Consider the following 23,561-nt stretch of genomic DNA (forward strand, 5'->3'; position numbering starts at 1 on the left):
GACGAGGGGCTAACCCGTCGTATCGGTATCGAGGGAAATTTCGATAACGAGGTGATCATGAGTATTAATCCCGACCTGATGTTGATCTCCCCGTTCAAGCGCGGGGGATATGATGCCGTGAAAGATATTGGAATCCCGCTGGTGCCTCATCTCGGTTACAAGGAGATGACGCCTCTCGGTCAGGCGGAGTGGATCAAGTTTGTCGGTCTGTTACTGGGCATGGAGGATGTGGCAAACCGGGAGTTCGACCGTATCGAACAACGTTATAATTCTTTGAAGGCGATGGTGGGGGAGGTGAAACGGCGTCCGGTGGTATTTAGTGGGGAGTTACGTGGGGGTGTTTGGTATGCCGTGGGAGGAAAGAGCTTTTTGGCGCAATTGTTCCATGATGCGGGGGCGGATTATTTCTTGAAGGATGATCCCCGTTCCGGTGGTGTGACGCTTGATTTCGAGACCGTGTACAATCAGGCAGAGAGTGCCGATTACTGGCGGATAGCGAATAGCTTTGCCGGGGAGTATTGTTACGATGCCCTGAAAGCGCAGGATGAGCGTTACGCGGACTTCAAGGCGTTCAAGGAGAAACACGTGGTCTATTGTAATATGCGGGAAAAACCGTTCTACGAGAGTATGCCTGCCGAACCGGAAGTCGTGCTGGCGGATATGATACGGGTGTTCCACCCGGAAATCCTTCCCGATCATGAACCGGTGTATTATGATATTTTAAAAAAGTGAGCCGATGAAGAGAGGTAAGTACACGATACTCGTTTTCGCGATCACGATTTCCATTCTCGTGTTCTTGTTGTTAAACTTGTTACTGGGCTCAGTGGCCATCCCGTTTCGTTCGGTTTGGAATATCTTGACGGGAGGCGAGGGAGATCCGGTGGCATGGCAGAATATTATATTGAAATCCCGTCTTCCCCAAGCGTTGACCGCTTTGGTGGCAGGTGCGGGACTTTCGATAAGCGGTTTGCAGATGCAGACGATTTTCCGCAACCCGCTGGCGGGGCCGTCCGTGTTGGGTATCAGCTCGGGGGCAAGTCTCGGCGTGGCCTTCGTGGTGTTGCTTTCCGGTCAACTGGGTGGGGTGGCATTAAGTCGTCTCGGTTTTATCGGGGAGGTTGCCCTGTCGATTGCGGCTATCGTGGGAGCCTTGTCGGTGATGGGGCTGATCGTGCTGGCATCCCGGAAAGTGGCGGGGAGCGTGACGTTGTTGATTATCGGGGTTATGATCGGGTATATCGCTAATGCGGTGATCGGGGTGTTGAAGTTTTTTAGCGTGGAAGAGGATATTAAGGCTTACGTGATCTGGGGATTGGGGAGCTTTGCCCGGGTTTCGGGTAACCAGATGATGCTGTTCGTGACGATCATGGCCGTGATTATCCCGTTATCGTTTTTGTTGATCAAACCATTGAATTTGCTGATGCTGGGTGATGGTTATGCCCGTAATCTGGGGTTGAATATCAACCGGGCCCGGGTGTGGGTGATTACCTGTGCGGGGGTGTTGACGGCAATCGTGACGGCGTATTGTGGGCCGATTATTTTCCTTGGGTTGGCGGTACCTCACTTGTGCCGGGCAATTTTCCAGACATCCGATCACCGGGTGCTGATGCCGGCCTCGATGCTTGTCGGGGCATCGCTGGCGTTGCTCTGCAACTTGATTGCCCGCTTGCCGGGATTCGAGGGTGCGCTACCCGTGAATTCCGTGACGGCATTGGTGGGGGCGCCCGTGGTAGCGTCGGTGTTGTTTAGGAAGAGGAAAAGGCGGGATGCGGTGGAGTTTTAGGGATTCAGTGATTTCGTGATTTTGATCTTAGCGTGAAAAAAGAACTCCCCCCCTTCGGGTACTCCCTCTATAAACAGAGGGAGAGTTGGATTATCCTTTCCCGAAGATAAAGAGTAATTAAGCTCCTCCTCTGTTTATAGAGGAGGTGGCAGCAGCGCTGACGGAGGAGTTTAATTCACAATTAATACGTTTTCAGTTATAACAAGTATGAAACAGGCAACCATTCAATTAAGGAATCTGGCGATCGGGTACAAGGGAAAGAACGACACGAAGGTGGTGGCGAGCGATATTTGCACGGCGATTAATGGCGGGGAACTAACTTGTTTGTTAGGGGCGAACGGGGTGGGAAAATCCACTTTATTGCGCACGTTATCCGCTTTTCAGCCCAAGTTGGAAGGGGAGATTGACATTATGAATCGGGAAATTGGCTCGTATTCAGACAAAGAGTTGTCCCGTACGATTGGCGTGGTTCTGACAGAAAAATGCGATGTCCGGAACATGACAGCCCGGGAATTAATCGAGATGGGGCGTAGTCCCTACACGGGTTTCTGGGGTACGTTGCACGGGGAGGATCGGGAGATTGTCGAACGATCAATCGCTCTCGTGAAGATCGAAAATCTGGCGGATCGTATGGTTCACACGTTAAGTGATGGCGAACGACAAAAAGTGATGATCGCCAAAGCGTTGGCACAGCAAACGCCCGTGATTTTCCTTGACGAGCCGACGGCATTCCTTGATTTTCCAAGTAAGGTGGAAATCATGCAGTTACTTCACCAGTTGACCCGGGAGACCGGGAAGACAATATTCCTCTCGACCCATGATTTGGAACTGGCCTTGCAGATTGCCGATAAGATCTGGCTCATGGATCGCCAGCATGGCATCACGATCGGCACGCCGGAGGATTTGGCTCTCGAAGGACATTTGAGCGGTTTCTTCGCTCGCAAAGGAATTGTTTTCGACATGGAAACCGGGTTGTTCCGCGTGGAAAATCAGTATTCATCCCAGGTACGCCTGGTGGGACACGGACATAAATACGCCATGGTGCGTAAGGCGTTACAGCGTAACGGCATCTTGGCAAACCGGAACGTGGAATCGAGCGTGTGGGTAGAAACGGGAGATTTAACAACTTCCGGTTTCCGGATCTGCCGGGAAGGGGAAAACGTGATTGAAGTGGGGACAATCGAGGAACTACTGGAACAATTGAAAATGGAGAATTGAAAATGAAAGAGACTACCCCCTTGGAAGATAAAAGTTAAAAGATAAAAACTAAAAGATAAAAGTTGAAGAAACCTGTAACTTGCTAGCCTGTAACTTGCCGAAGGCAAAAAAATAAGGCAGATCCTTATTCAGATCCGCCTTATTTCTTTTGCGGTTATACACTTTCTTGGATTTGTGTACCCGGTTGATGTTCACCGGGTGGAGATGTTCTCGGATCTCCTCGTCCCGCCGGGCTTTTCTCATGGCTTTGAGGTAGTCGGCCCGGGTAATTTTAAACTTGCTTTTCATACTTCAATTGTTTTAACGTGTTTCCAGTCACGTGTTTTCCAAGTACAAAGATAGCATTTTTTTTCGGGATTATTCCGTGTCGGGAAGTGTGATCGCTTTATCCTCGGAAAAGGCCGTGTTATCTGCGCGTGCAAAGAATGGGTGGATACATACTTCACCGTCATCATCGCGAAGGGAGATTTCGCATTTCCCGTCTCTACGGGTAGCCCCGGTTTCTTTTTCGAGCGTGAAAGTGTTGCGGTAATCTGCGTAGAATATACCTACCATCATGCGATCTGTCGGGGCTGCGGAGGGTTCATCCCGCGGATCGTCCCACGTGATGGTGACAAGCGTACCGTTCCGTGTCGCTCGTAGGTTGAGGGGGAGGGCGAGGGAGCCAAGACTGACTTGAAAACCTTCCATGTCAAGGATTTCACCCTTTTCGTCCAAGTATTTATAGTTAGTTGCGTGTATCAGATTATCATCGGTCATCCCTCGTTGGGCTGCGGCAATTTTCCAGACGGGCAGGTCTCCAAATCTCTCACGAATGAAGGCGAACATATAGCGAGCAAAGGTGAATTTGATGTTATTTTTCCTTTGTTTCGGTGTTCGATCAGGGATAATATTGCCGTTCTCGTCTTTTTTCTTCTTTTTCTTGAGTGTTGAGCGCTTGCTGGGGCAGGCCTGCAGTTTGCCAAGCCTGTAATAATAGGTGATGCCTCCCACCCGGAAGCGTTTTTTGGGAGTTAACGAGGTGCCTTCTACTTGCATGATTGTGTTTTTAGTGTTTCCTGGAGAGTCCCTGGATCCTTTAACAATCCTCTAGGTCTCTCCCGGTTCTCCACGAAGATAAAAATAAGCATTTAATTCAATATAAACAACATTTATACTGTATAAACAGTATAGGAGCAGTACAAGAGCAGTAGAAGAGCAGTAGATAAAGGAGAGGAGAGCGGGAAGAGGGCTAGGGGATGCTTACGGGTGGGGCTATGGTTGATTATGTTCGGGAACCAGTATAATATCCAAGTTTGCATGTGGAAGTAGTGGACGGCAGACGGCGAGACAGCGATCAACAAGCAGGGCGAAAAAGGCCGGGGTGTCGGCAAAAAGTTCCCAAAGTTCACGGGCAAGGGTGATGCCGGCGATACGGGCAACACTTTCCGGGGAGCAGTGGCTTTCACGGGCGAGGGCGGCGATGAAGTCCCGGTTCATGATGACGTTGCGGCTATGCGTGTCCAGATGTCCCTCGGCGAGCTTGACGGCTTTACCGATCATGATGCCCATCGTGAGGTGGGCGATACCTTCCTCTTCGGCAAGACGGAGGGTGTCTCCGATATAGTTGCCGTAATGTACGAAGGCTTGCGGTGGGAGGTGGGGAAAGCGGGAGCGGAGGTAATTTTCGCTCTTGGCTCCGGAGTTGATAACGAGTTCCGTGCATCCAAGGGCCCGGGCTACTTGTATCTCTTTGCGTATGGAGTTGACAAAAGCCTCGGAGGAGAAGGGACGGACGATGCCGGAAGTACCGATAATAGAGATTCCCCCGGTAATACCGAGTTTGGGATTGAAGGTTTTTTGAGCGAGTTCGCTACCTCCGGGTACGGAGATGCGGACGGACACGCCGGACAACGTACCATGAGTGTGGAGCAACCGTTCGATCTCACCGGTGATCATGCGGCGGGGGGTCGGGTTGATGGCGGGATCGCCAACGGGTATGCCGATGCCGGGAAGGGTGACCGTACCGACACCTTCGCCGGGCAAGAATCGTACTCCGGGAATGTCTGTGAGAGAGACGGTGGAAAAAATGGTGTAGCCGTTCGTGACATCCGGGTCGTCTCCGGCATCCTTGGTAACCCCGCAGGTGCAACTATCTTTGGTGAGAACGCACGAACTGACGGGGAGCGTTACCGTTTCTCCATCGGGAAGGGTAATCGTGGCGGAGTGTTGCGGAATTCGTGAAAGAAGGCCTTCGAGAGCGGCACGGGTGGCGGCGGTGGCACACGATCCGGTGGTGAACCCGCTACGGAGAGGGTAAAAACCGGGAAGGAGGCGTTCCACGCGGTAGCGCAAGCCATGTTCACCGTTCACGACGTAGAAACTGTCGGGGAGCGGTGGACGGCGAATGACGATGACCGGGATGCCCAGTTGCCGGGCTGCGGTGATTTTTTCCTCGTAGTACCCGGATTCACCGCTTTCTTTGGTAAGGATAGCCCCGGGACGTAGCTGGCGGAACAGGGTTAGTTCGTCCTGTCCCTCCTGCCAGAAAAGGAGGTTTTCCGCGGGAAATCCGGCCCGGCGGGCGATCTCCCGGGAGTCGTCCCGGTCGAGTACACGGAAATGGCAGGGATGTTTTTCCCAGTAACGTTGTAATTTGGTTATGGTCTGGACCCCGGAAAGGGCCAACAGATCACGTATTTCGTGAGATTCGAGGTAATCAATGGCGTCATCGAAGGTGTCACACCACACGAGCGATTCGTCTCGTGGCGAGTAACGACGTTCGAGGCGTATGACAGGGAGATCCAGTTGTTCGGAAACGGCAGCCACGGTAGTGTGGAGCAAAGAGGCAAAGGGATGGGCGGCGTCGATGATGAGGCGTATGTCGTGTGTCGAGCAAAATTCCATCATGGCGTCATGATCCATGCCTCCCGCTACCCGGGTCCCATGTTTACATTCGATTTGCTGGGCATTGCCACGGGTGGAGTAGTAGTAGGAACTACCTGCCTCATCGAGTACTTTTACCGCTGTTCTTCCTTCTGTTGTCCCTCCGAAAATGAGAATCATGACGTTTTAATTTTAGATTTAAGATTCCAGCCACACAAGGCCTTGCTAATTTTAGATTTTAAATTTTAGATTCCAACTGGGATTCGCCTTTGGCGAGTTACAGGTTTCTTTTACTTTTATCTTTTAGTTTTTATCTTTTAACTTTTATCTTCCAAGGGGGTAGTTTTTCATTTTCAATTTTCAATTCTCCATTTTCAATTTCTAAACAGGTGTTTGAACTGGTGTGAATAGAGTTTCGACAGGCCTTGTCGGTTGTCGATGGCGTCACCCACGACGATCATGGTGGTGAGGGTGAGGTTGTTCTCTTTCACGATCTTCGCCAAGTCTTGCAATTCTCCCCGGTATATCCGCTCGTCTTTCCACGTGAGATGGTAGCAGGCGGCGACGGGGGTGGTTGGCGGGTAGTGTTGCATCAGTTCGGATTGCACTTGATCAACGATTGAGGCACTGAGAAAGATGCACATCGTGCTTTGCGAACGGGCCAGCAGGTGGAGTTTCTCTTTTTCCGGCATCGGGGTACGCCCTTCTCCGCGGGTAAGGATGATTGTCTGCACTTTTTCGGGGATGGTGAACTGTGACTGCAAGGCCGCTGCTGCTGCAAGGAAAGAGGATATACCCGGTGTGATGTGGTAATCCATGCCGTATTCGTCAAAGAAAGCCATCTGTTCCTGAATGGCTCCGTAGATGCAGGGATCCCCGGTGTGTAGGCGCACGATGAAGAGGCCCCGGTCATAGAATTCTTTCATGAGAGCGAATTGTTCTTCAAGGGTCATGTCGGCAGAACTGCGCACGGTGGCACCGGGTTTGGCGTAGTACGTGAGTTCCACGGGGACAAGACTACCGGCGTAGAGGATGAGGTCGGCTTGTTCGAGGAAGTGTTTGCCTTTAACGGAGATCAGTTCCGGGTCTCCGGGACCGGCCCCGACAATCTCGATGAATCCCCGGCGTTCGACAGTACGATTCATGGCAACGGCAAAAGTAAAGTCATTGCCCTCGCTGAGTTTACCTTTCTGTTTTTCAAGGAGCAGACGGGTATTTCCGGTAGATTTTAGGGCGGCGGCCTCGGCGACGCTGGGGGAAGAAGTTACTTCACGTACTTTCTCCGAGGGGTTGGGAACGGTGATGTCCCGGAGTTCGTCGGGCGAGTACGAGTCCATTGAAAGTATTAAACTGTGAGTAAGAAGGTCGACAACAGGTTCATCCTTTTTGATGTCAATCGTTGCGAGGTTCGTGAGACTGGTCGGGGAGATTCCCGCCTCGATGAGACGTGCGGTGATGTATTCCCGTATACCCGACGGGTCACAGTTTTCCCGACACCCAAAACCAAGGGAAAGCACGTGTGGGCGATAGTAGAGGGTGGGGATAACGACGGGGTAGATGAAGGGGCTGACGATGATTAAAGCCTCGTAACGATTCTGGTCTATTTCCTGAAAGGAGTTGTAAATGTCAACGTGAGGCGGTGCGGTACGTTCGAGGTTCCGGGTTCCGCTATCTTGGATGTCTAGGAGTAGGGCCACGGGGCGACGGTTGACGAACTTGTAGATGATTTCATTCATCGGCCCGACGGGTTCCGGGATCCATCCCTCGAATCTTTCGTGAATGGTGTCGAGGGCCCAGAGGTCGTTGTTGTCGCTTTGGGTGGTGATGACGGGGGCGGCGCCGAGTATAGAGGCAAGTCGGCGGGTGAGTTCGTTGGCACCCCCAACGTGACCGGAGAGGACGGAGATGACATGTTTGCCCGTGGAGTCGATGTTGACGACGGCGGGGTCCGTGTATTTGGAGTGGATGCAGGGGGCGATGGACCGGACACAGATGCCGAGAGCGCCGATGAAGACGAGACCTTCGTAGCAGGTAAAGTTGGTGGCGACGAAGGCCGGGATGGAGTTGATGGAGGTACAGGGATTTTCCTGTCCTTCGCCCGCGTAGAATAGTTCTGTTTCGGGAAGTTCCCGGTGTATGGTAAGGGCCTGTGCCAGTCCTTGGTGGGAGGCTATGATAATGGCTATTTTTTTCATGGGATTATATTTTTTGTGCTTTCATGATTAATATGGGGTTGTGGTCGTTGATGGTCACGTGTTGGGTGCTGACGAGAGTGAAGCCGTGTTGTTTGACGGTTTCGGCGAATAATTCCTGACTTTGCTTAGAGACGGAATTGAAGACGATAATTCCGTCTGGGAGCAGGTGTTCGCTGACTTTCCGGACGATTTGGTCCATGTGACCGCCGTGCCCGCCGATGAATACGGCGTCGGGAACGGGAAGGTCATCTAGTTCAGCCTGCAGGAAGTCTCCGATGCGGGTGATGATACCGGGCGTCCCGAAACGGGTAGCGTTGAGTTCCATGAGGCGCTTGCCCTCGGGGCGTTGCTCGAAAGCCACGACGTGCAGGTGAGGGAACTGGAGTTTCGCCTCGATGGAGATGGAACCCGTGCAGAACCCGATGTCCCACAGGGTTTGATAGCGACGAAGGTCCAGTTGTGCCAGCGTGAGCAGGCGGATCGGGGCTTTCGTGATCATGTTGACACGTCCGTCGAGCAATTCGAAGTCGCTTTCGGGAATGCCGAAATGCCGCTGACGCTCGTACGTGCGGCAGAGAATAAGGCAGTTCGGGTGGCGGAAGGTGAGGGCCGTGGCATCATCGGGAACGAGGATGCGGACTGTTTCAGTGTCACTGCCGAGGGCCTCGCCGACGTACATGATGTAGTTGTCGTACCCGTAACGGAGCATACGTTCAGCGATGGTGGCCGGCGTGTGTTCCCGGTCGGTAAGCACGCCGATCTTCTCCTGTCCCTCGATGAGCGCCCGGTCGAACTCGTGCCACGGTCTCCCGGTGAGGGAAACAACGTGCATATCATGGTAGGGGAGCAGAAGGCGGTGAGCCAGTATCTGCAAGGAGTTGAACGTGGGGATCAGGGTGATCTTGGCGTCGGGTAGACGTTTGAGTACGGTGTTGGCGAAACCGAAAAAGAGTGGGTCCCCGGAGGCGAAAACAACGATGTCCGGGTGGTTCTCGTACTGGCGGAACACGTCGTCCAACGGGACGGTGATGTCGATCCAGAGGTGGGCTTCCGGCAGGTTGTCACGCATGATCTCGTGGTGCCTTTTCCCCCCGGAAAAAACGTGATGGGTGGCGATGGCCGCCCGGGCCTGTTCCGGTAATTCGGGATGATCCTTGTCGTCTATACCGATGATGGTGAAGTTATTCATTTTAGATTTAATGATTTTAGATTTTAGATTTAACTCCCTCCCGGCTTCGCCGTACTCCCTCTATAAACAGAGGGAGAGTTGGATTACTCACCGTCTTCGGGAATGGTTACCAGCTCCTCCTCTGTTTATAGAGGAGGTGGCAGCGTAGCTGACGGAGGAGTTTGTTGCGTTCCTTCAGCCAGTGCTATCCTTATCGTTTCGAGTATATTTTCCGGTTGTTCAAAAATTAGCTTGTTTTCAAAACGGAGAGTACGGATTCCATGTTTTTGCCAAAGAGATTCTGTCCGGCGTTCATCATTATATCCGCCATCGGGACTGAAATGACTTGCCCCGTCTAGTTCAATGCAAAGTCGGGCCGCCGGGCAATAGAAATCGAGAATATAGGTTTCGATACTAAATTGTCTACGCCATCTTAAATTATTTATTTGTCGTCCCTTGAGGAATTTCCAAAGAGTCGCTTCCGCTGGTGTTCCGTGCTGGCGTAGTTCCCTACGAATGTCCCGTTGTTTTTTCGTGTTGTGGGTAATTTTTGGGTTTGTCATGGTTTATCTTTTATGTTGAACTCCCTCCCCCTTCGGGTACTCCCTCTATAAACAGAGGGAGAGCTGGGTTACTCACTGGCTTCGGGAAATTTTCAATTTTCAATTCTCCATTTTTAGTTCCTCAAAGGTCTCTTCCCGGTCGTAGCTGTGCGGCATCATCGAAACAAAGGATGGCGTTGACGAGGGTGGCGGCGAGGTTACTACCTCCCTTGCGCCCCTCGATGACGAGCTTGGGTAGATGGGTGAAAGATTTCAGCATATGTTTGGATTCCCGAACGTTGACAAAACCGACGGGTGCGCCGATAACACCGATCGGATAGGCCTTATCCTGGCGCATGAGCTTGCATAGTTCCATGAGAGCCGTGGGGGCATTACCGAAAACGTAGAGTGCTTCGGGATGTTCTTCCACGGCAAGGCGTATGCCGGCTTGTGTGCGGGTGATTTTGAGACGGGATGCCATTTCTACCACACGAGGATCGTCGAGGTAGCATTTGACTTTAATGCCGAGGCGTTCGAGGGCTCCCTTGCGGATTCCGGAGGCTGCCATGGTGACGTCGGTTACTATCATGCGTACCTTGCCATCGTGCAGGGCAGTATGGAGTGTTTCCACGGCGTCATTGTCGGTGTAGAGAATGTTCTCCATGTCGAAGTCGGCAGTGGTGTGGATGGCGTGTAATAACGCCCATTTACGGCCGAGGGGGATGTTTTTGTCCCTTAGTTCGGATTCGATGGTGCGGAAACTGCGCATCATGATTTCTTGCCCGATACCAATGTTTTCGGTACATTGTTCCCGGTAGTAACCGCGGGGAGTGATAATTTTGTCATTCCACGTGTAGGACTGAGAGTTTCCAATGATTACGATCGTGAACATATCGATCCCTTCCGGGTCGAAATCATGTAGTGTCGTGATCTTAATTTCTTGTTCTTCACGTCCGGCTTGGCGGATGTAGCCGACAGGGGTTTCCGGTTCACGGTATTTGAGAAATAGTTCTTTCAGGCGATAGAGTTGCCAGTAGCGTCCCTCGCTTTTGGGGTTGTAGACGGCGGTCACGAAATCGGCAGACGCGGCGGCTATTACGCGACACTCGATCTTTTCCCACGGGGTCATGAGGTCGGAAAGGGAGATGATGCAAAAGTCATGCCCGATAGGGGCTCCCAGTAACGCGGCTCCTTTCTGGAAGGCGCTGATTCCGGGAAGGATTTCTACCTCAACATCACTCGCTTTATCCCGTTTCATTTCAAGAACGAGGGGTGCCATCCCGTATACTCCGGCATCTCCGGAGCTGACAACACAGACGGTGCGTCCTTGTTCGGCATACTCGAAGGCGAGGGCTGCCCGGTCTTTCTCTTTTTTCATCCCGGTATCGATGCACTCCGTTTCAGGGCGGACGATGGATCGGATGAAGTTAAAGTAATATTTGTAACCCACCACAACGTCCGATTGCATGATGGCTGTCCGTACGGCTGGGGTAATGTCTTCCTCGCTACCCGGCCCGATGCCGGCGACATATATTTTTCCGTGTTTCATAAATAAAGACGTTATTTCGAGCAAAGTTACGATTTAGTTTGTAAAGTTTATAAGGTTTGTAAAGTTTATAAAGTGCCGGGCGTCCTTCGGACGGAGTTTTGGGCTGTCCCAAAAGGTACCTGCGGGGAGACACTACTTTATGAACCTTATAAACTTTACGAACTTTATAAACCTGTTTTTGAGGTATTTCACCGAAAGTACGATTCCCGTGAAGGAGACAACAGCTCCGCCAAGGAGAAGGGTCCAAATGACCACGGTCCATAGCGCGGGGCGCTCGACGAGAAATTTGATGTCAAGGGTGTGAAGACCACGGTAAAGCCAGCGTTTCCAGCGTCCGTTGGTGTCGTAGTGAACGGGGCGGAAAGATTCAAGGTTATAGTAATAACAATCCTTCGCCTTGTTGTCGAACGTGACCTTGTAGACGGGGAGCGGTAGAGGACGACGACGGGATATATAGTAGTTGTCGTACTCGTTCATCTTGGTGATAGAGTAGGTGGTTGAGTCCCCGGCGAGACGTTTGACGGCAGCAAGTATCATCTCTTCCGTGATGCGGAAAGGACGAATCGTGTTAGTGGAGGCGTCCAAGGTCACTTCCTTGCTGACCGTGCGGAGACGATAGAGGGGAATACCTTGGTAGTGGGTCCACTCGATGGTTTTGACAGGATCATCCGACGTGGCTGTGAGTGCGATGGCTTTTCGATAGTCCAAGGCATAGTCGGCAGGTGATGGGGCTTGTCTTTCGGCCGGGCTTTGGCGGAATCCGCGGGAGTCCTGTTTGCCAAAGAGCCACGAGGGAAGCGGGGCCATGGACATATAGCCGCTCAGTATCCACGTGAAGACAAATATACCGAAAAAGAAGCCCGTGATGTGGTGCCATTTGAACCACTGTTTCTTGTACGGGGAACGGAGAAAGCCTTTCCGGCGAGCGAGCCAGTAGGAACGTATGCCGAGAACGAATCCGGTAAAACACATGAACATTCCGAGATAACATGCCCAGTACATGAATTGTGTCCATAAGTTCTGGTTACCTCGGATAACGGTGAAATACACCCAATGGGGAATGGCCCCGCACCATGCCCAGAAACGATTGTCGGAATCGGTAAACTGCAGGATATTGGCGGTTCGGGAAGAGACGTAAAGCTGGTACTTTTCCGGACCGTCGAAGTAGAATTTGTAGATGGGAAATTCCCGCTTGTTGTGGGCGAGGGGTATCCACTGGTCGAGGGTGCGTAAGGTATCCACCCGGGTAATCTTTCGATCGGCACACCAACGAGCAGCCCGGTTTTCACAGAGTGCGTAGTTAATAACGGGAGCCACGACATTCGTGTCTGCGTATAACTCAACGCTTTGGCGTCCCCCTCCTATACTGAATACGGGATCTCCATACGGGTTGTTCAGAGAGAGGCCGTGGGTTGGCGTTTTGGCAGGGAGACGGAGTAACACGTCTTGGATGGCGGGCAAGCCATTCGTATCAAGAATTTCCGCACGAGTGAACCGATCTTCTTGGCTTACACGAGGAAAGGAGTGGTAGATCATCACGATTCCGGATATGAACCATGAAAAGCACAGGATACAGAGAATTAATCCCAGTATCCGGTGGATATGGATAAACAATTTGGTTAACATGGGCGGGTTAGTCTATATCGTCTGTTTTCTCGTATTTCTTTTTCTTCACGGTGATGTCTTCCCGTTGGTGTTTGGTGGCGAATTTCACGTGTTGGATGAAAAGTTCCTGTATGGCGGGATATTCTCCCAGTCCTTTGAGCAGGACGTTTACTTTATAGCCTTTCTTTTCCAGTTCGTCTTTCCAGTCCCCGGCGATGTCATTTTTGGCATGATCTCCGGCTACGAACATAAAAGGAACAAGTGTTATTTCTTTTGCCTTATTCGCTTCGAGTTCGCGGATTACATCATCCATCGTGGGGTAACCTTCGATCGTTCCCACGTGGTAGTTCTTGTGTCCTTGGGCTTTCATCACGTAGTCGAGCATCCCGTAGGTTGAGTTTGCCGGGTGGTAGGTCCCGTGGCACACGAAGACGCAATCCCCTTTTTCCTTGTCCTTGATTGATGCGGCAATCGCTTTTACCACGGCTTGGTAATCCTCGGGAGAATGAAGAAGGGCTGTCCCTAAGCGAATGTCTTTGAACTTCGTTTGGTATGATGCAACTTCTTTTTGCAGGGCTTCCATTTCAATTCCTTCGATGATGTTCGTGGGTTGAAGGATCAAGTGGGTATAACCGTCGGCAATCAGTTTGTTCATGGCTTCCGTCGGGTTGGGTTTGGTTATTCCTTTTTCTTTCAGACGGCGCATGATCATGCGGGAAGTGTAGGCTTCACGTACTTCCACTCCGGGGAATGTTTGTGCCACTTTTTTGTTGATGGCATCGATGGTCAAGGCTCGGGTGTCATCGTGAGTTGTACCAAAGTGAACCATGAGAATGGCTACTTTGTCATTAGGACCGAGGGTCTTGAATATATCGGAATGTTTGAAACCACCGCCACCGTGGGCTAATACATTAAGACTGATAAAGAGGGATAGTATGATGATAATTGTTTTCATTATTTTTTAAATCTAATAGTTAAACTTGCAAAGAATGTTCTTCCCGGACTTAATGTTCCGAGATTAGAGCCGTAAGGCAGGTTCTGGGAATAGTCGAACAGGTTCTCGATTCCCGCGTTGATTTCGAAAAGGAACATACCCACGGGAGAGAAAGAGTGGTTCGTCGTCAGATTCCAGATTTGGTACTTGGGTGCGTCAATCTCTTTGGCTTTCACGAATTTTTTGCCTTGAATTCGTCCGTTTAGGTTCACGTTAAGACGATAGTTTGTCCATTCGTGCATGTAATTCGCCTTGACGGTTGCCGAGTGACGGATGCTTTCTTCCAAACGAATTTTGGTTTTCCTATCCCGGGCATCCACGTAGCTATATCCACCACCTAGAGAAAATCCCGCACCGAGGTAGCTGTTAACGGAAATATCAACTCCTTGTGTCCGGGCTTTGTCCAGATTCTCGTAAGTTTCTCGGGAAGTGACCTTGTTGGCTTCGTCTTCCGGTGTTAGGGGTAATTTCTTTGACTCTATAACGTTACGGAGGTCATTGATATACCCGTTTACGGAGATGTTACAGTACTTTCCCGCATATTCCGTGTTGAAAGCGTAGTAATTCGATTTCTCCGGTTTCAGATCGGGGTTCCCGATAACGACGGTTAATTTTCCTTTCTTGGCAGATTCCTTATAATAATAGAGGTCCGTCAACAAGGGAGCCTTGAATCCGGCCGCGTAAGAGAGCCTGAAGTTGAAATTTCCTAGGCTGTACATGGCTGAAAGTTTGGGCGTAAACTGATTCTTGAATGCCTCGTGGTAGATGTAACGGAAACCGGGTACTAATTGGAGTTTTTTGAAAAGACGAATCTCGTCTTGTGCATAAAGAGCCAGCGTATAGACATCTTTACTCTCCGCCAGATCGGTGGGATTCTTTAAGTAGTCCTTGATGTACTCGGTTCCAATGGAAATTTTGTTGTACTTACCGATCTTGAATACTCCTTTTAGGTTGGTAGATAAGTAGCGTTGACGTTTGGTCAGGATTTCATCTCCGACGTGGGTGGTCGTGTCGCCCTTGGACTCGATGGCACGGGTGTATACTTTGTAGTACTCGTAGTTGTTGGCGTTGACATCCAAGCTAATATAAGCGGAATTACCGAACAGATATTTTCCCCCCAATCCCACAGCGTAGTTCTCGTATGACATATCATAGTCGAATCCGGAAGGGTCTTTAGCATCCTTGTTCACGGGACGGTCGAGTTCTTTGGTAAAGTAACTTCCTTCCACGTACAAGTTCAGATTTTTTGATGGATCGAAGGCAAAACGTTGGTTCACGATGTCCGAGTGAAATTTATCAGACACTTTGCGACGGGTAGGTACACTATCTTCTGTGATATTACTGAGTTGCCAGCCGTCAGATTGGCGCCTTTGATAAGAGGTTGAGGACGAGAATTTGCCAGCGTTGATGTCTGCGTTGACGTTCTCGATAAAACTGCCCTTGCCTCCTAATCGGGTCGTGGACACGATGTTCAGGGCGTCATGCGGCTGATCTGTGATAATGTTGATCACTCCCGCAATAGCGTCCGATCCGTAGAGGGAGGAGGCTGCACCTTTAAGGACTTCGATTCGTTTTACCCTACCCATGTCGATCCGGGAGAGGTCAACGTAACCGGAAATGTCTCCGGTCATTTTCTTCCCGTTCACGAGAACGAGGATATAATCTCCTTTCATTCCGTTAAGGGTCATGTTTGTACTCATAGCCGTTGGGCGGAAACTAAACGAGGGATTTAGCATCACGAGGGCATCCTCGATGGTGGAGATTCCACCTTTTTTGATGTCCGAGGCTGTCATGACCTCGACGGGGACTGGTGAGTCCTTTAATTTTCGGTGAGTTCCCGTTCCCGAAACAACGACTTGATCGAGGTTGATCAGTGATGTTTTCAGTTGGAACAGAATGTCACTTTTGCTACTACTGACTTTTATGGAACTGACTTCGTAACCGGAGTAACTGGCCCGGAGCGTGTAGGTACCGTCGGGAACTTTTTCGAGGACGAATTCGCCCTTGTTGTTCGTGGCGATTCCGATGCTTGTTCCGACTAATCGTACATTGGCCCCGATAAGTGCTTTCCCGCTTTTTGCATCGATCACTTTCCCTCTCAACGTGATCTGCCCTAGCGAGACGCTTGCCAAAGTCAGCATGAATAATGTAGTCAGTACTACAATTCTTTTCATTCGGGTTAAGTTTTAAAGTTTATAATAGTATTCCTGGCCCCGAGAATACGCTATTACCTATGTTTGTCTCGGCAGGTCTCCTGACTACGCCTAAGAAAGATACCTTCCCGTCCTTACGAACAGTGGTGTAAGAACCTTTCTTTGAATCTCTTCGTTAGGGAGAAACGGGCATCACAGTAGCGGGCACTGTACCGGATTCTAACCGGTTTCCCTCTTGTATGTTAATTGAGCATTAACACATCACCTAAGACGGCACAAATGTATATATTTTTTGACAAAAGGTTACGGTTGGGTGAGAAAAATGATACCTGGAGAAGGTATAGAGATTCGTTAAGGATATTGTTGGAGTTTTTATTATATAGGTTGGTTGTCAGTTTGTTATGATGATTGAATTATGGAAATAAAAAAATCATGTTGAAAAGTATAATATAAAAAAATATATTACATTCGCGCCATGTTTTGGTGCGGAGCCTTCGGTCATGGAGGTGATGCTTAATAGGGAATCCGGTGTGAATCCGGGACTGTACCCGCAGCTGTAAGTTCCTATACAAGGGGTTTTGTACTTCAAATGTCACTGGTTATAAACTGGGAAGGCAACAAAATCCGGAACAAGTCAGAAGACCTGCCGAACAAGATAAACCATAGCTTTCGGGAAAAAAAGCGAGAGGGAAAAAGATGGATTTTACCTTAAACTCATGTTGCCCAAAAGACTATGTTAATAATGCTTATTCATTATTAATATATAGTTGTATGAAAAAAGTTGTTGTATTAGCATTGTTGCTGTTTGTGTGCGTCGGTTCGCTTTTCGCTCAAGAGGACGATAAGCGAAAGAAAAAGAGTATCACGGACTCTTTATTCCGTATCGATCAGGTGGATGTGATGCAGAAAAAGAAGAGGATTGATTTGTTGGGATTGGATGTGCCTTTACGTTTCGTTCCGATAACGGTGAGCAAGTTGTCTAGCCAGATGCTTGACCGGAAGGGAATTGTTGATCTGATGGATGCCGTTAAGTTTTTGCCGGGAATTGTAGCGAAAGACAAGCAATACGGGCAGTTTCAACAGTTTTCTATTCGCGGCCAGGGGAGTGCGGTTGTTATGATTGACGGGATTCGCGATGAGCGGACGTTGAATAATAACGTGCCTTACGGGGATTTGGCTGCCGTGGAGTCTATCGAATTGTTGAAAGGACCCGCCGCTATTTTGGCCGGACATTCGGCTATGGGCGGAGTGTTGAATATCGTGCGCAAGAAAGCGTCTCCCGATTTTTCGGCTAACGCTCGTATCAGTTATGGTAGCTGGGATGAGAGACGGGCTACTCTTGGTTTCGGGGGAAAACTTGTGGGACCTCTTGAATATCGTGCCAATATCAATTATTCAACGGGTGACGGATGGCGTGAGGTGAATGCAAATCGTTTTTCCGTGTATGGTGTTTTGGGAGCTGATTTAGGAAAGTGGGGACGTATTGATGTGACCGGTAGTTATGCCGATGATGATTACACGACCGAGATCGGGGCTGCACCCGTTATGCCCGGTGATATGTTCTACGTGGACGGAGACAAACCGTATGCGCTGAAGGGGGATCGCCACCCGGAGGCGGATTACCGCGAGGTTTATAATGACTTTGCCAATAATTACATGAAACGGAAAGTATGGGATATGTCTGTGTCATACGTTTACCAGATCACGGATTGGATGAAGTTGAAAGAACGTTTTTCCTATTTCCACAGTGATTTGGATTATCATTGTATTGAGGGGCTTTCTTATCGTACCTCTAAGGACCCGATATATAAATGGTATTATTATAAGTCAGAAGACGAGAAGGTGTATGTTGACTTGGATACGGTTCAACGAGGAAATGCTGCCCGTCAGAATCCGTTGAATTTTAATCCGGACCACAAAAACGTGAATAACACGATCGAGTTGACCGGGAAGTTCGAGACAGGTTCCGTGTTGCATAACTACACGTTGGGATGGACGTACAATTGTTTTGATTTCGCCCAGTATAACGGTTATGGAGATGACGATTTGTGGGGGCCCGGTTTGGATGCACTTTTGCCTGTGCGGGACCCGCATATCGTGCAGGGATGGTGGGACACGAAAGTTTCAGCCGTTTCTCTGCGCACGGAGAGAACGCATGGAATTTATTTGCATGACGTGATCGAATTCAATGATAAATGGAAGATGATGGCCTCGGGACGTGTGGATTTGTATAGCCGGAAAACATCAAGTGCTACGATTGACGACGGGAAACAGAAATATGAAACGAAGAACAGGAAAGAATGGAAAGAGGTGGAGACCTCGGCATTCACGTATCGGGTGGGTGTCGTGTATTTCCCTATGCCTGAATTGTCATTCTACGGTTCTATTTCTTCTTATTTCAATCCTGTAACCACAACATATAGTCCTACCGTGATGTATTTGGACCGCAAGGGTAACGAGTTCAATCCTGACGAGGATGGGGGCGAAGTGTTCAAGCCGGAAAAAGGGTATTCCACGGAAGTCGGTGTACGTTACACCTTGAACGAGATGGTGGATATTAATGCGAGTGTATTTTATATTCGTAAGTATAATATCGTGAAGAGTCTGGGTGACACGACGGTGTTGGTGGATGGTGTTGCTACCGAGAAGAGTATTCGGGGACAAGTCGGAAGAGCCGACTCGCGAGGTTTTGATATTGAGGTGGTTGTTCGTCCGTTACCGACTTTACAAGTTACGGGAGGTCTCGGTTGGTCGGACTATCGTTTGCGGGAAATTGCCGAGAGCGGACGTTTCTCTAAATATAAGGAACAGAATAAAAATGTTCGTGCCACGGGTGTGCCTCGTACGACATTCTACGCTTATGCCGATTACACGATACCGCGCGGGGTGCTAAAGAATTTGTCATTCCATTTAAGTGGGAATTTCAAGGATAAGGTGTTCCGGAATATAGATAACCGGTTGTACGATCCGGCCTTGTGGTTGATGGATGCGGGTATTTTCTACATGATCAAGAATCACGTAACACTGGCATTGAATGTTAACAACTTGTTTGACAAGGAATATTTCGAGAGAACCACGATCATGGCGAAACCCCGGAATTATCAGGCATCGGTTTCCTATACTTTTTAATTAAAGAAAGGGAATTTGAAAGAAGTCAAGGAGGATGTCAAACTCCCTCCCCCTTTGGGGTATTGAGCCTGCAAGCAGTCTCGAATCGGCTCTCGCTCGACAGACAACGAGTAAACTCTCAGTCTGTTCTCGCTTACTCGCCGATTTCCCTCTATAAACAGAGGGAGAGCTGAAATACTCCCTGTTTTTGGGAAGAATCACCAGCTCCTCCTCTGTTTATAGAGGAGGTGGCCGAAGGTCGGAGGAGTTTATTTTGTAATAGAGAGAACTGTTCAGGCAGTTCTCTTTTTGTTATTGGCTAACGTAAATATATTCAGCTTGTCAGCTTGTTTTGCGGTTCTTTTTATACTTTTGCAGGCAGACAATTAAATCACAATCAATATAAAAGATATGAAGAGAACAGCATTTATTTTATTCGCCCTCGTTTTCGGAGAGTACATGATGGCCTATGCGCAGCAAAATACGACAGCACAGGACACGACAAAGCCTGTAGGCTACCAGTTTACAGATATTAAGAGATTGCCCGCTACGTCCGTGAAGGATCAGTATCGTGCCGGGACTTGTTGGTCATGGTCAACGTCCTCTTTCCTAGAGTCGGAAATGATGCGAATGGGAAAAGATTCGGTGAATTTGTCGGCCATGTATTTCGTGAAACACGCTTATTCGGATAAGGCGGATAAATATGTTCGCTTGCACGGGGTGTTGAATTTTGCGGTGGGAGGAGCCTCTTCGGATGTGACGAATATGGCGAAGAAATATGGGATTGTGCCTCTTGAGGTGTATCAAGGATTGAATTACGGAGAACCGAGTCATGTTTTCGGAGAGATTGATGCTGTTTTGAAAGCTTACGTGCAGGCGGTAGTGGAAAATAACAACAAGCGGTTGAGTACGGCGTGGAAACGGGGATTCGATGCTATTCTGGATACTTATCTCGGACCGGAGCCGGAGAAGTTTGAATATCAAGGAAAAGAATATACACCGCAGACTTTTGCTAAAGAGGTGGTTGGTTTAAACATGGATGACTATGTGAATTTAACCTCTTTCACGCACCATCCTTTCTACACGGAGTTCGCTATTGAGGTTGAGGATAACTGGTCTTGGGATAAGGCTTATAATCTTCCGTTGGAAGAGTTGATGCAAGTGATGGATTATGCTATTGATAACGGTTATACTTTCGTCTGGGGTGCTGACGTGAGCGAGAAAGGATTTGCCACGAAGGATGCAGGGGTTGCCGTGATTCCGGCAACGGACACGAAGGAGATGAGCGGTGCGGAAATTGCTAAATGGGAAAAGTTGCCGAAGGGACAGCAGATGATGGATGCTTTCAAGCAAGGTCCGGCTCCCGAAAAGACGATCACGCAGGAGATGAGACAGGAAGAGTTCGATCGTTACCTGACAACGGACGATCACGGAATGCATATCATTGGTAAAGCAAAAGATCAGAACGGAACTCCTTATTTCATCGTGAAGAATTCTTGGAATAAGTATAACAAATTCGGAGGGTATTTCTACGCATCTTATCCTTATATGGCTTTGAAGACAATGGATATTATGGTTCACAAAAACGCTATCCCGAAGGCGATAAGGAAGAAATTGGGAATCAATTAATTTTAGATTTAATGATTTTAAATTTTAGATTCCAGCCGCACAAGGCTGACGCTTTAACTACCCCTCCGGGGCTGTTCAAAAAGTCATTTCTCAAACTCCCTCCCCCCTTCGGGGTACTCCCTCTATAAACAGAGGGAGAGCTGGAATACTCCCTGTTTTCGGGAAGAGTCACCAACTCCTCCTCTGTTTATAGAGGAGGTGGCACGAAGTGACGGAGGAGTTTCTTGATGATCGTGTCTCAAAAAGCGTCAGCCTTGTGCGGCTGGAATTTAAAATCTAAAATTATTAAATCTAAAATTAGTCAGTTGTTTCGTGCGTGGCATACACGCTATCCAGTAGTTGGCGTCCGAGACAGGGGCGATAATGGGCTCCTTCGTAGTAGTTCCGGATGTTATTTGTGTACTTGTTGATGCCGGAAAAGTCATAAACGTTTTCAGCTCCGAATATTTCTTTCAATTGTTCCACATCCGCCGGGTTCAGACGTATTTGTTTGTATTCCGGGCTAATGATGATTTTATACTTCGTGTGGTGATCCTGGAATACTTTTGCGATTTCCGATAACAGTTTGATTTGTGGTTTCATCAGTACCGGAGGGTGAACCCGTTCTTCCCCGGGACGGGGGCGGAATCTCTTTTTATGTTTTTCCCAGTAATGTTCACCGAGTTGTTCTATCTCGTGTTCCCGCGGGTTCCACAAGTCGTTTGTGACAACATTGCGGATGTTTTTGTCGGGATTCACGATTCCTCTCATGTAATTGCGGTAGCGTTGGCATACCCGGTAATCCATGTAGGGAACCAGAAATTTTGGGTTGAAGAATTCTTGTGCGAACTGAGATTGGAACTTGAATTTATTCATCCCGCTGACTTCCGGGGGAAGTAGGTGCATATAGCCCGTGGATAACTGATATTCTCGCAATAGGGTGGCATCGACGATGAGCAGGACATTTGCAATACGCTCCTCTTCCTTGTCAAGAGCCATCACTTTCCGGTGTACGGCAGCCAGTCGTTCAGCCGTCCCGTACAAGCGTATAGCCTTACTTCCGTTGAGGTATTTTTCCCAGTCGGAGGTAAGAAATGCCATGGTACAGGAATTTCCTAGGATGAAGGAATCGAAGTGCAGGGAGTCCCGATAATTCTTGTATGTTTTCCAACCGATGTAATCTTCGTTCAGGAAGATCGGGTCATTGTCATATTTTTTATATTCCCGTAGGACCTTGAAGGGATCATCGTAGAAATAGAACCCAGCGAGGACAAAGAAGGGAACAAGAAAAAGCATGCATTTTATTATAAATCCTTTGAAAGTTCTCATGGCTAAAACTGTAAATAGATGAAATCTTCAGATCCGAATTGTCCGAATAGGAACATGAGTAGTACGAGCAGGTAGTAGACCCCCCAGCGTATGATTCTGTGACGCTCGCTCAAGGCTTGTAGCAGGTCCCGTTTCGACATAAAGTATTCGTATAGGAAAAGCACTACGACGGCAACCCCGGCAACGATACATTCTTGGTCGGTCATCCCTAGTCGCAGTTCTTTAATAGAGGTGTGCAGGTTGAAGGAGAGGTGACTGATCATGTACCCGGCATCGGATAACGAGGGCAGACGGAAAAATAGCAGGGAGAATGCGAAGAGCAGGTAGGTCCGGAGGATAGAGTAAGCCCCGAACACGTGTTTCCCCACGCTTGTTTCCACTTTATTCCGGTAGGCCACGGTCACCATCTCGTAGCTGATGATAAGTCCTTGGATTAACCCGTATATCACATAGTTCCAACCAGCCCCGTGCCACACGCCGAGTAACACGAAGGTGACCACAAGAGCGTAGACGATGCCCCACTGTCCCCAATATCGTTTACTTGCCGCGATGGGTTGGTAAAGGTAATCCCTGACCCAGAAGGAGAGGGACATATGCCAGCGGCGCCAAAAGTCGGTGATTGTCTTTGCCACGAACGGACGATTAAAGTTCGGAGACAGACGATAACCGAACATCATGGCCCCACCGATAGCCATATCCGTGTAACCGGAGAAATCGGCATAAAGCTCGATCGGATACAATAACCCGGCGAGTAATAGCTGCGCCCCGGAAGCATCTTGTACGGAGGCAAATATATTATCCAGATGCGGAGCTAGTCGGTCGGCGATCAGGACTTTTTTCATCAAACCGATCAGCATGAGTTTCAGACCGTAGGTAACCGTGTCGTAGTCGAAACGTTTCTCGATTTTCAACTGCGGGAGCATATCGAAGGCCCGTTCGATCGGTCCGGAAAGGAATTTCATGAAAAATAGCATATAGAGCATGAAGTCCGGTAGCGAGCGTTCAGGTTCTTCCTCTTCCCAGTAGACATCAATAAGATAGCCGAGTGCTTGGAAGGTATAGAACGAGATTCCCAACGGGAAGAAAACAGAGGTGATGGCTCCTTTCCAGTCCACGCCGAACCAACCGAGTAGTACGGCAATGTTTTCCCCGATGAAATTGAGGTACTTGAATGCCACGAGGAACAGGACGAGAAAGACTATTCCCCCGACGAAGACTCTCCGGCGTTTGTTTTCCTGTTCCTGCATCCCGATCCAGCGCCCCCAGTAGAAAGTTATTGCCGCAATGAGTGCGGCTATCAGTAGGTATGCGATGTTGAAATAACCGACAAAGATGCAACTGGTTAGTAACAGGACCGGTTTCTGGTAGCTGCCTTTTACCGTGTAATATAGGATCAGGCAACAAGTAAACAGAATGACAAACGGTAGAGAGAGAAACATCATAG

General features: G+C 49.2%; 17 protein-coding genes and 2 riboswitches. Of the genes, 5 read left to right on the forward strand and 12 right to left on the reverse strand.

All coding sequences use genetic code 11. From position 1 onward, the window contains the following. The 3 genes from AB5542_RS06235 to AB5542_RS06245 all read left to right on the forward strand — a co-directional run. Positions 1-732 (forward strand): ABC transporter substrate-binding protein (locus AB5542_RS06235; RefSeq protein WP_368243018.1); only part of this gene is annotated, 732 nt, incomplete at its 5' end. Positions 733-736: 4 nt separating this feature from the next. Beyond that, complete coding sequence (locus AB5542_RS06240) at positions 737-1,783, forward strand: iron ABC transporter permease (protein ID WP_117721651.1); 1,047 nt, start codon at positions 737-739, stop codon at positions 1,781-1,783. Positions 1,784-1,990: 207 nt separating this feature from the next. Next, on the forward strand, positions 1,991-3,001 hold the full coding sequence (locus AB5542_RS06245; RefSeq protein WP_279038590.1) for an ABC transporter ATP-binding protein: 1,011 nt from the start codon (positions 1,991-1,993) through the stop codon (positions 2,999-3,001). Between the two features lie 48 nt (positions 3,002-3,049). Here AB5542_RS06245 and AB5542_RS06250 read toward each other — a convergent pair whose 3' ends face one another. The 10 genes from AB5542_RS06250 to AB5542_RS06295 all read right to left on the reverse strand — a co-directional run bounded on the left by AB5542_RS06250 (position 3,050) and on the right by AB5542_RS06295 (position 16,093). Continuing rightward, entirely contained in the window at positions 3,050-3,289 is a 240-nt protein-coding gene (locus AB5542_RS06250; protein WP_279038589.1) for a hypothetical protein, read from the reverse strand. Between the two features lie 69 nt (positions 3,290-3,358). Continuing rightward, positions 3,359-4,039: a hypothetical protein gene (locus tag AB5542_RS06255; RefSeq protein WP_340279706.1), complete on the reverse strand. Its 681-nt coding sequence runs from the start codon at positions 4,037-4,039 to the stop codon at positions 3,359-3,361. A 216-nt stretch (positions 4,040-4,255) separates the two neighbouring features. Beyond that, positions 4,256-6,046 carry a cobalt-precorrin-5B (C(1))-methyltransferase CbiD gene (gene cbiD / locus AB5542_RS06260; protein WP_288215286.1) on the reverse strand — a complete coding sequence of 597 codons (1,791 nt, stop codon included), beginning with the start codon at positions 6,044-6,046 and terminating at the stop codon, positions 4,256-4,258. A 194-nt stretch (positions 6,047-6,240) separates the two neighbouring features. Further along, positions 6,241-8,061 (reverse strand): precorrin-4 C(11)-methyltransferase, encoded by a 1,821-nt coding sequence (cobM, locus tag AB5542_RS06265; protein ID WP_279038586.1) that lies wholly within the window; start codon positions 8,059-8,061, stop codon positions 6,241-6,243. A 4-nt stretch (positions 8,062-8,065) separates the two neighbouring features. Beyond that, entirely contained in the window at positions 8,066-9,250 is a 1,185-nt protein-coding gene (gene cbiE / locus AB5542_RS06270) for a precorrin-6y C5,15-methyltransferase (decarboxylating) subunit CbiE (protein ID WP_279038585.1), read from the reverse strand. 125 nt (positions 9,251-9,375) lie between these two features. Beyond that, positions 9,376-9,792 carry an endonuclease domain-containing protein gene (locus AB5542_RS06275; RefSeq protein WP_279038584.1) on the reverse strand — a complete coding sequence of 139 codons (417 nt, stop codon included), beginning with the start codon at positions 9,790-9,792 and terminating at the stop codon, positions 9,376-9,378. Between the two features lie 121 nt (positions 9,793-9,913). Next, the gene (gene cobJ, locus AB5542_RS06280; RefSeq protein ID WP_279038583.1) at positions 9,914-11,320 is read right to left on the reverse strand and encodes a precorrin-3B C(17)-methyltransferase; all 1,407 of its coding nucleotides are present in this window, start codon (positions 11,318-11,320) and stop codon (positions 9,914-9,916) included. 132 nt (positions 11,321-11,452) lie between these two features. After that, complete coding sequence (locus AB5542_RS06285; RefSeq protein ID WP_279038582.1) at positions 11,453-12,946, reverse strand: PepSY domain-containing protein; 1,494 nt, start codon at positions 12,944-12,946, stop codon at positions 11,453-11,455. A 7-nt stretch (positions 12,947-12,953) separates the two neighbouring features. Next, complete coding sequence (locus AB5542_RS06290) at positions 12,954-13,880, reverse strand: sirohydrochlorin cobaltochelatase (protein WP_087419657.1); 927 nt, start codon at positions 13,878-13,880, stop codon at positions 12,954-12,956. Further along, positions 13,880-16,093 carry a TonB-dependent receptor gene (locus AB5542_RS06295; RefSeq protein ID WP_279038581.1) on the reverse strand — a complete coding sequence of 738 codons (2,214 nt, stop codon included), beginning with the start codon at positions 16,091-16,093 and terminating at the stop codon, positions 13,880-13,882. The genes AB5542_RS06290 and AB5542_RS06295 overlap by 1 nt, the downstream gene beginning before the upstream one ends. Positions 16,094-16,145: 52 nt before the next feature. After that, positions 16,146-16,356: riboswitch (cobalamin riboswitch) on the reverse strand. 180 nt (positions 16,357-16,536) lie between these two features. After that, a riboswitch (cobalamin riboswitch) is annotated at positions 16,537-16,738 on the forward strand. 105 nt (positions 16,739-16,843) lie between these two features. Here AB5542_RS06295 and AB5542_RS06300 point away from each other — a divergent pair. Together AB5542_RS06300 and AB5542_RS06305 are read left to right on the forward strand one after the other, a co-directional pair. After that, a complete protein-coding gene (locus AB5542_RS06300; protein ID WP_279038580.1) occupies positions 16,844-19,201 on the forward strand; it encodes a TonB-dependent receptor in 2,358 nt (785 codons plus the stop codon). A gap of 390 nt (positions 19,202-19,591) precedes the next feature. After that, positions 19,592-20,809 carry an aminopeptidase C gene (locus AB5542_RS06305; RefSeq protein ID WP_279038579.1) on the forward strand — a complete coding sequence of 406 codons (1,218 nt, stop codon included), beginning with the start codon at positions 19,592-19,594 and terminating at the stop codon, positions 20,807-20,809. 297 nt (positions 20,810-21,106) lie between these two features. On the opposite strand, the gene AB5542_RS06310 is transcribed toward AB5542_RS06305, so the two are convergent. Beyond that, positions 21,107-22,084, reverse strand: coding sequence for a histidine kinase (locus AB5542_RS06310; RefSeq protein ID WP_279038578.1), 978 nt, complete (start codon positions 22,082-22,084; stop codon positions 21,107-21,109). Positions 22,085-22,119: 35 nt separating this feature from the next. Beyond that, on the reverse strand, positions 22,120-23,559 hold the full coding sequence (locus AB5542_RS06315; protein ID WP_279038577.1) for an MBOAT family O-acyltransferase: 1,440 nt from the start codon (positions 23,557-23,559) through the stop codon (positions 22,120-22,122). Positions 23,560-23,561: the final 2 nt, after the last annotated feature.

Origin of the sequence: Butyricimonas sp. RTP31003st1_G1_RTP31003_210430 (assembly GCF_040920905.1) — a bacterium.
GTDB lineage: Bacteria > Bacteroidota > Bacteroidia > Bacteroidales > Marinifilaceae > Butyricimonas > Butyricimonas paravirosa.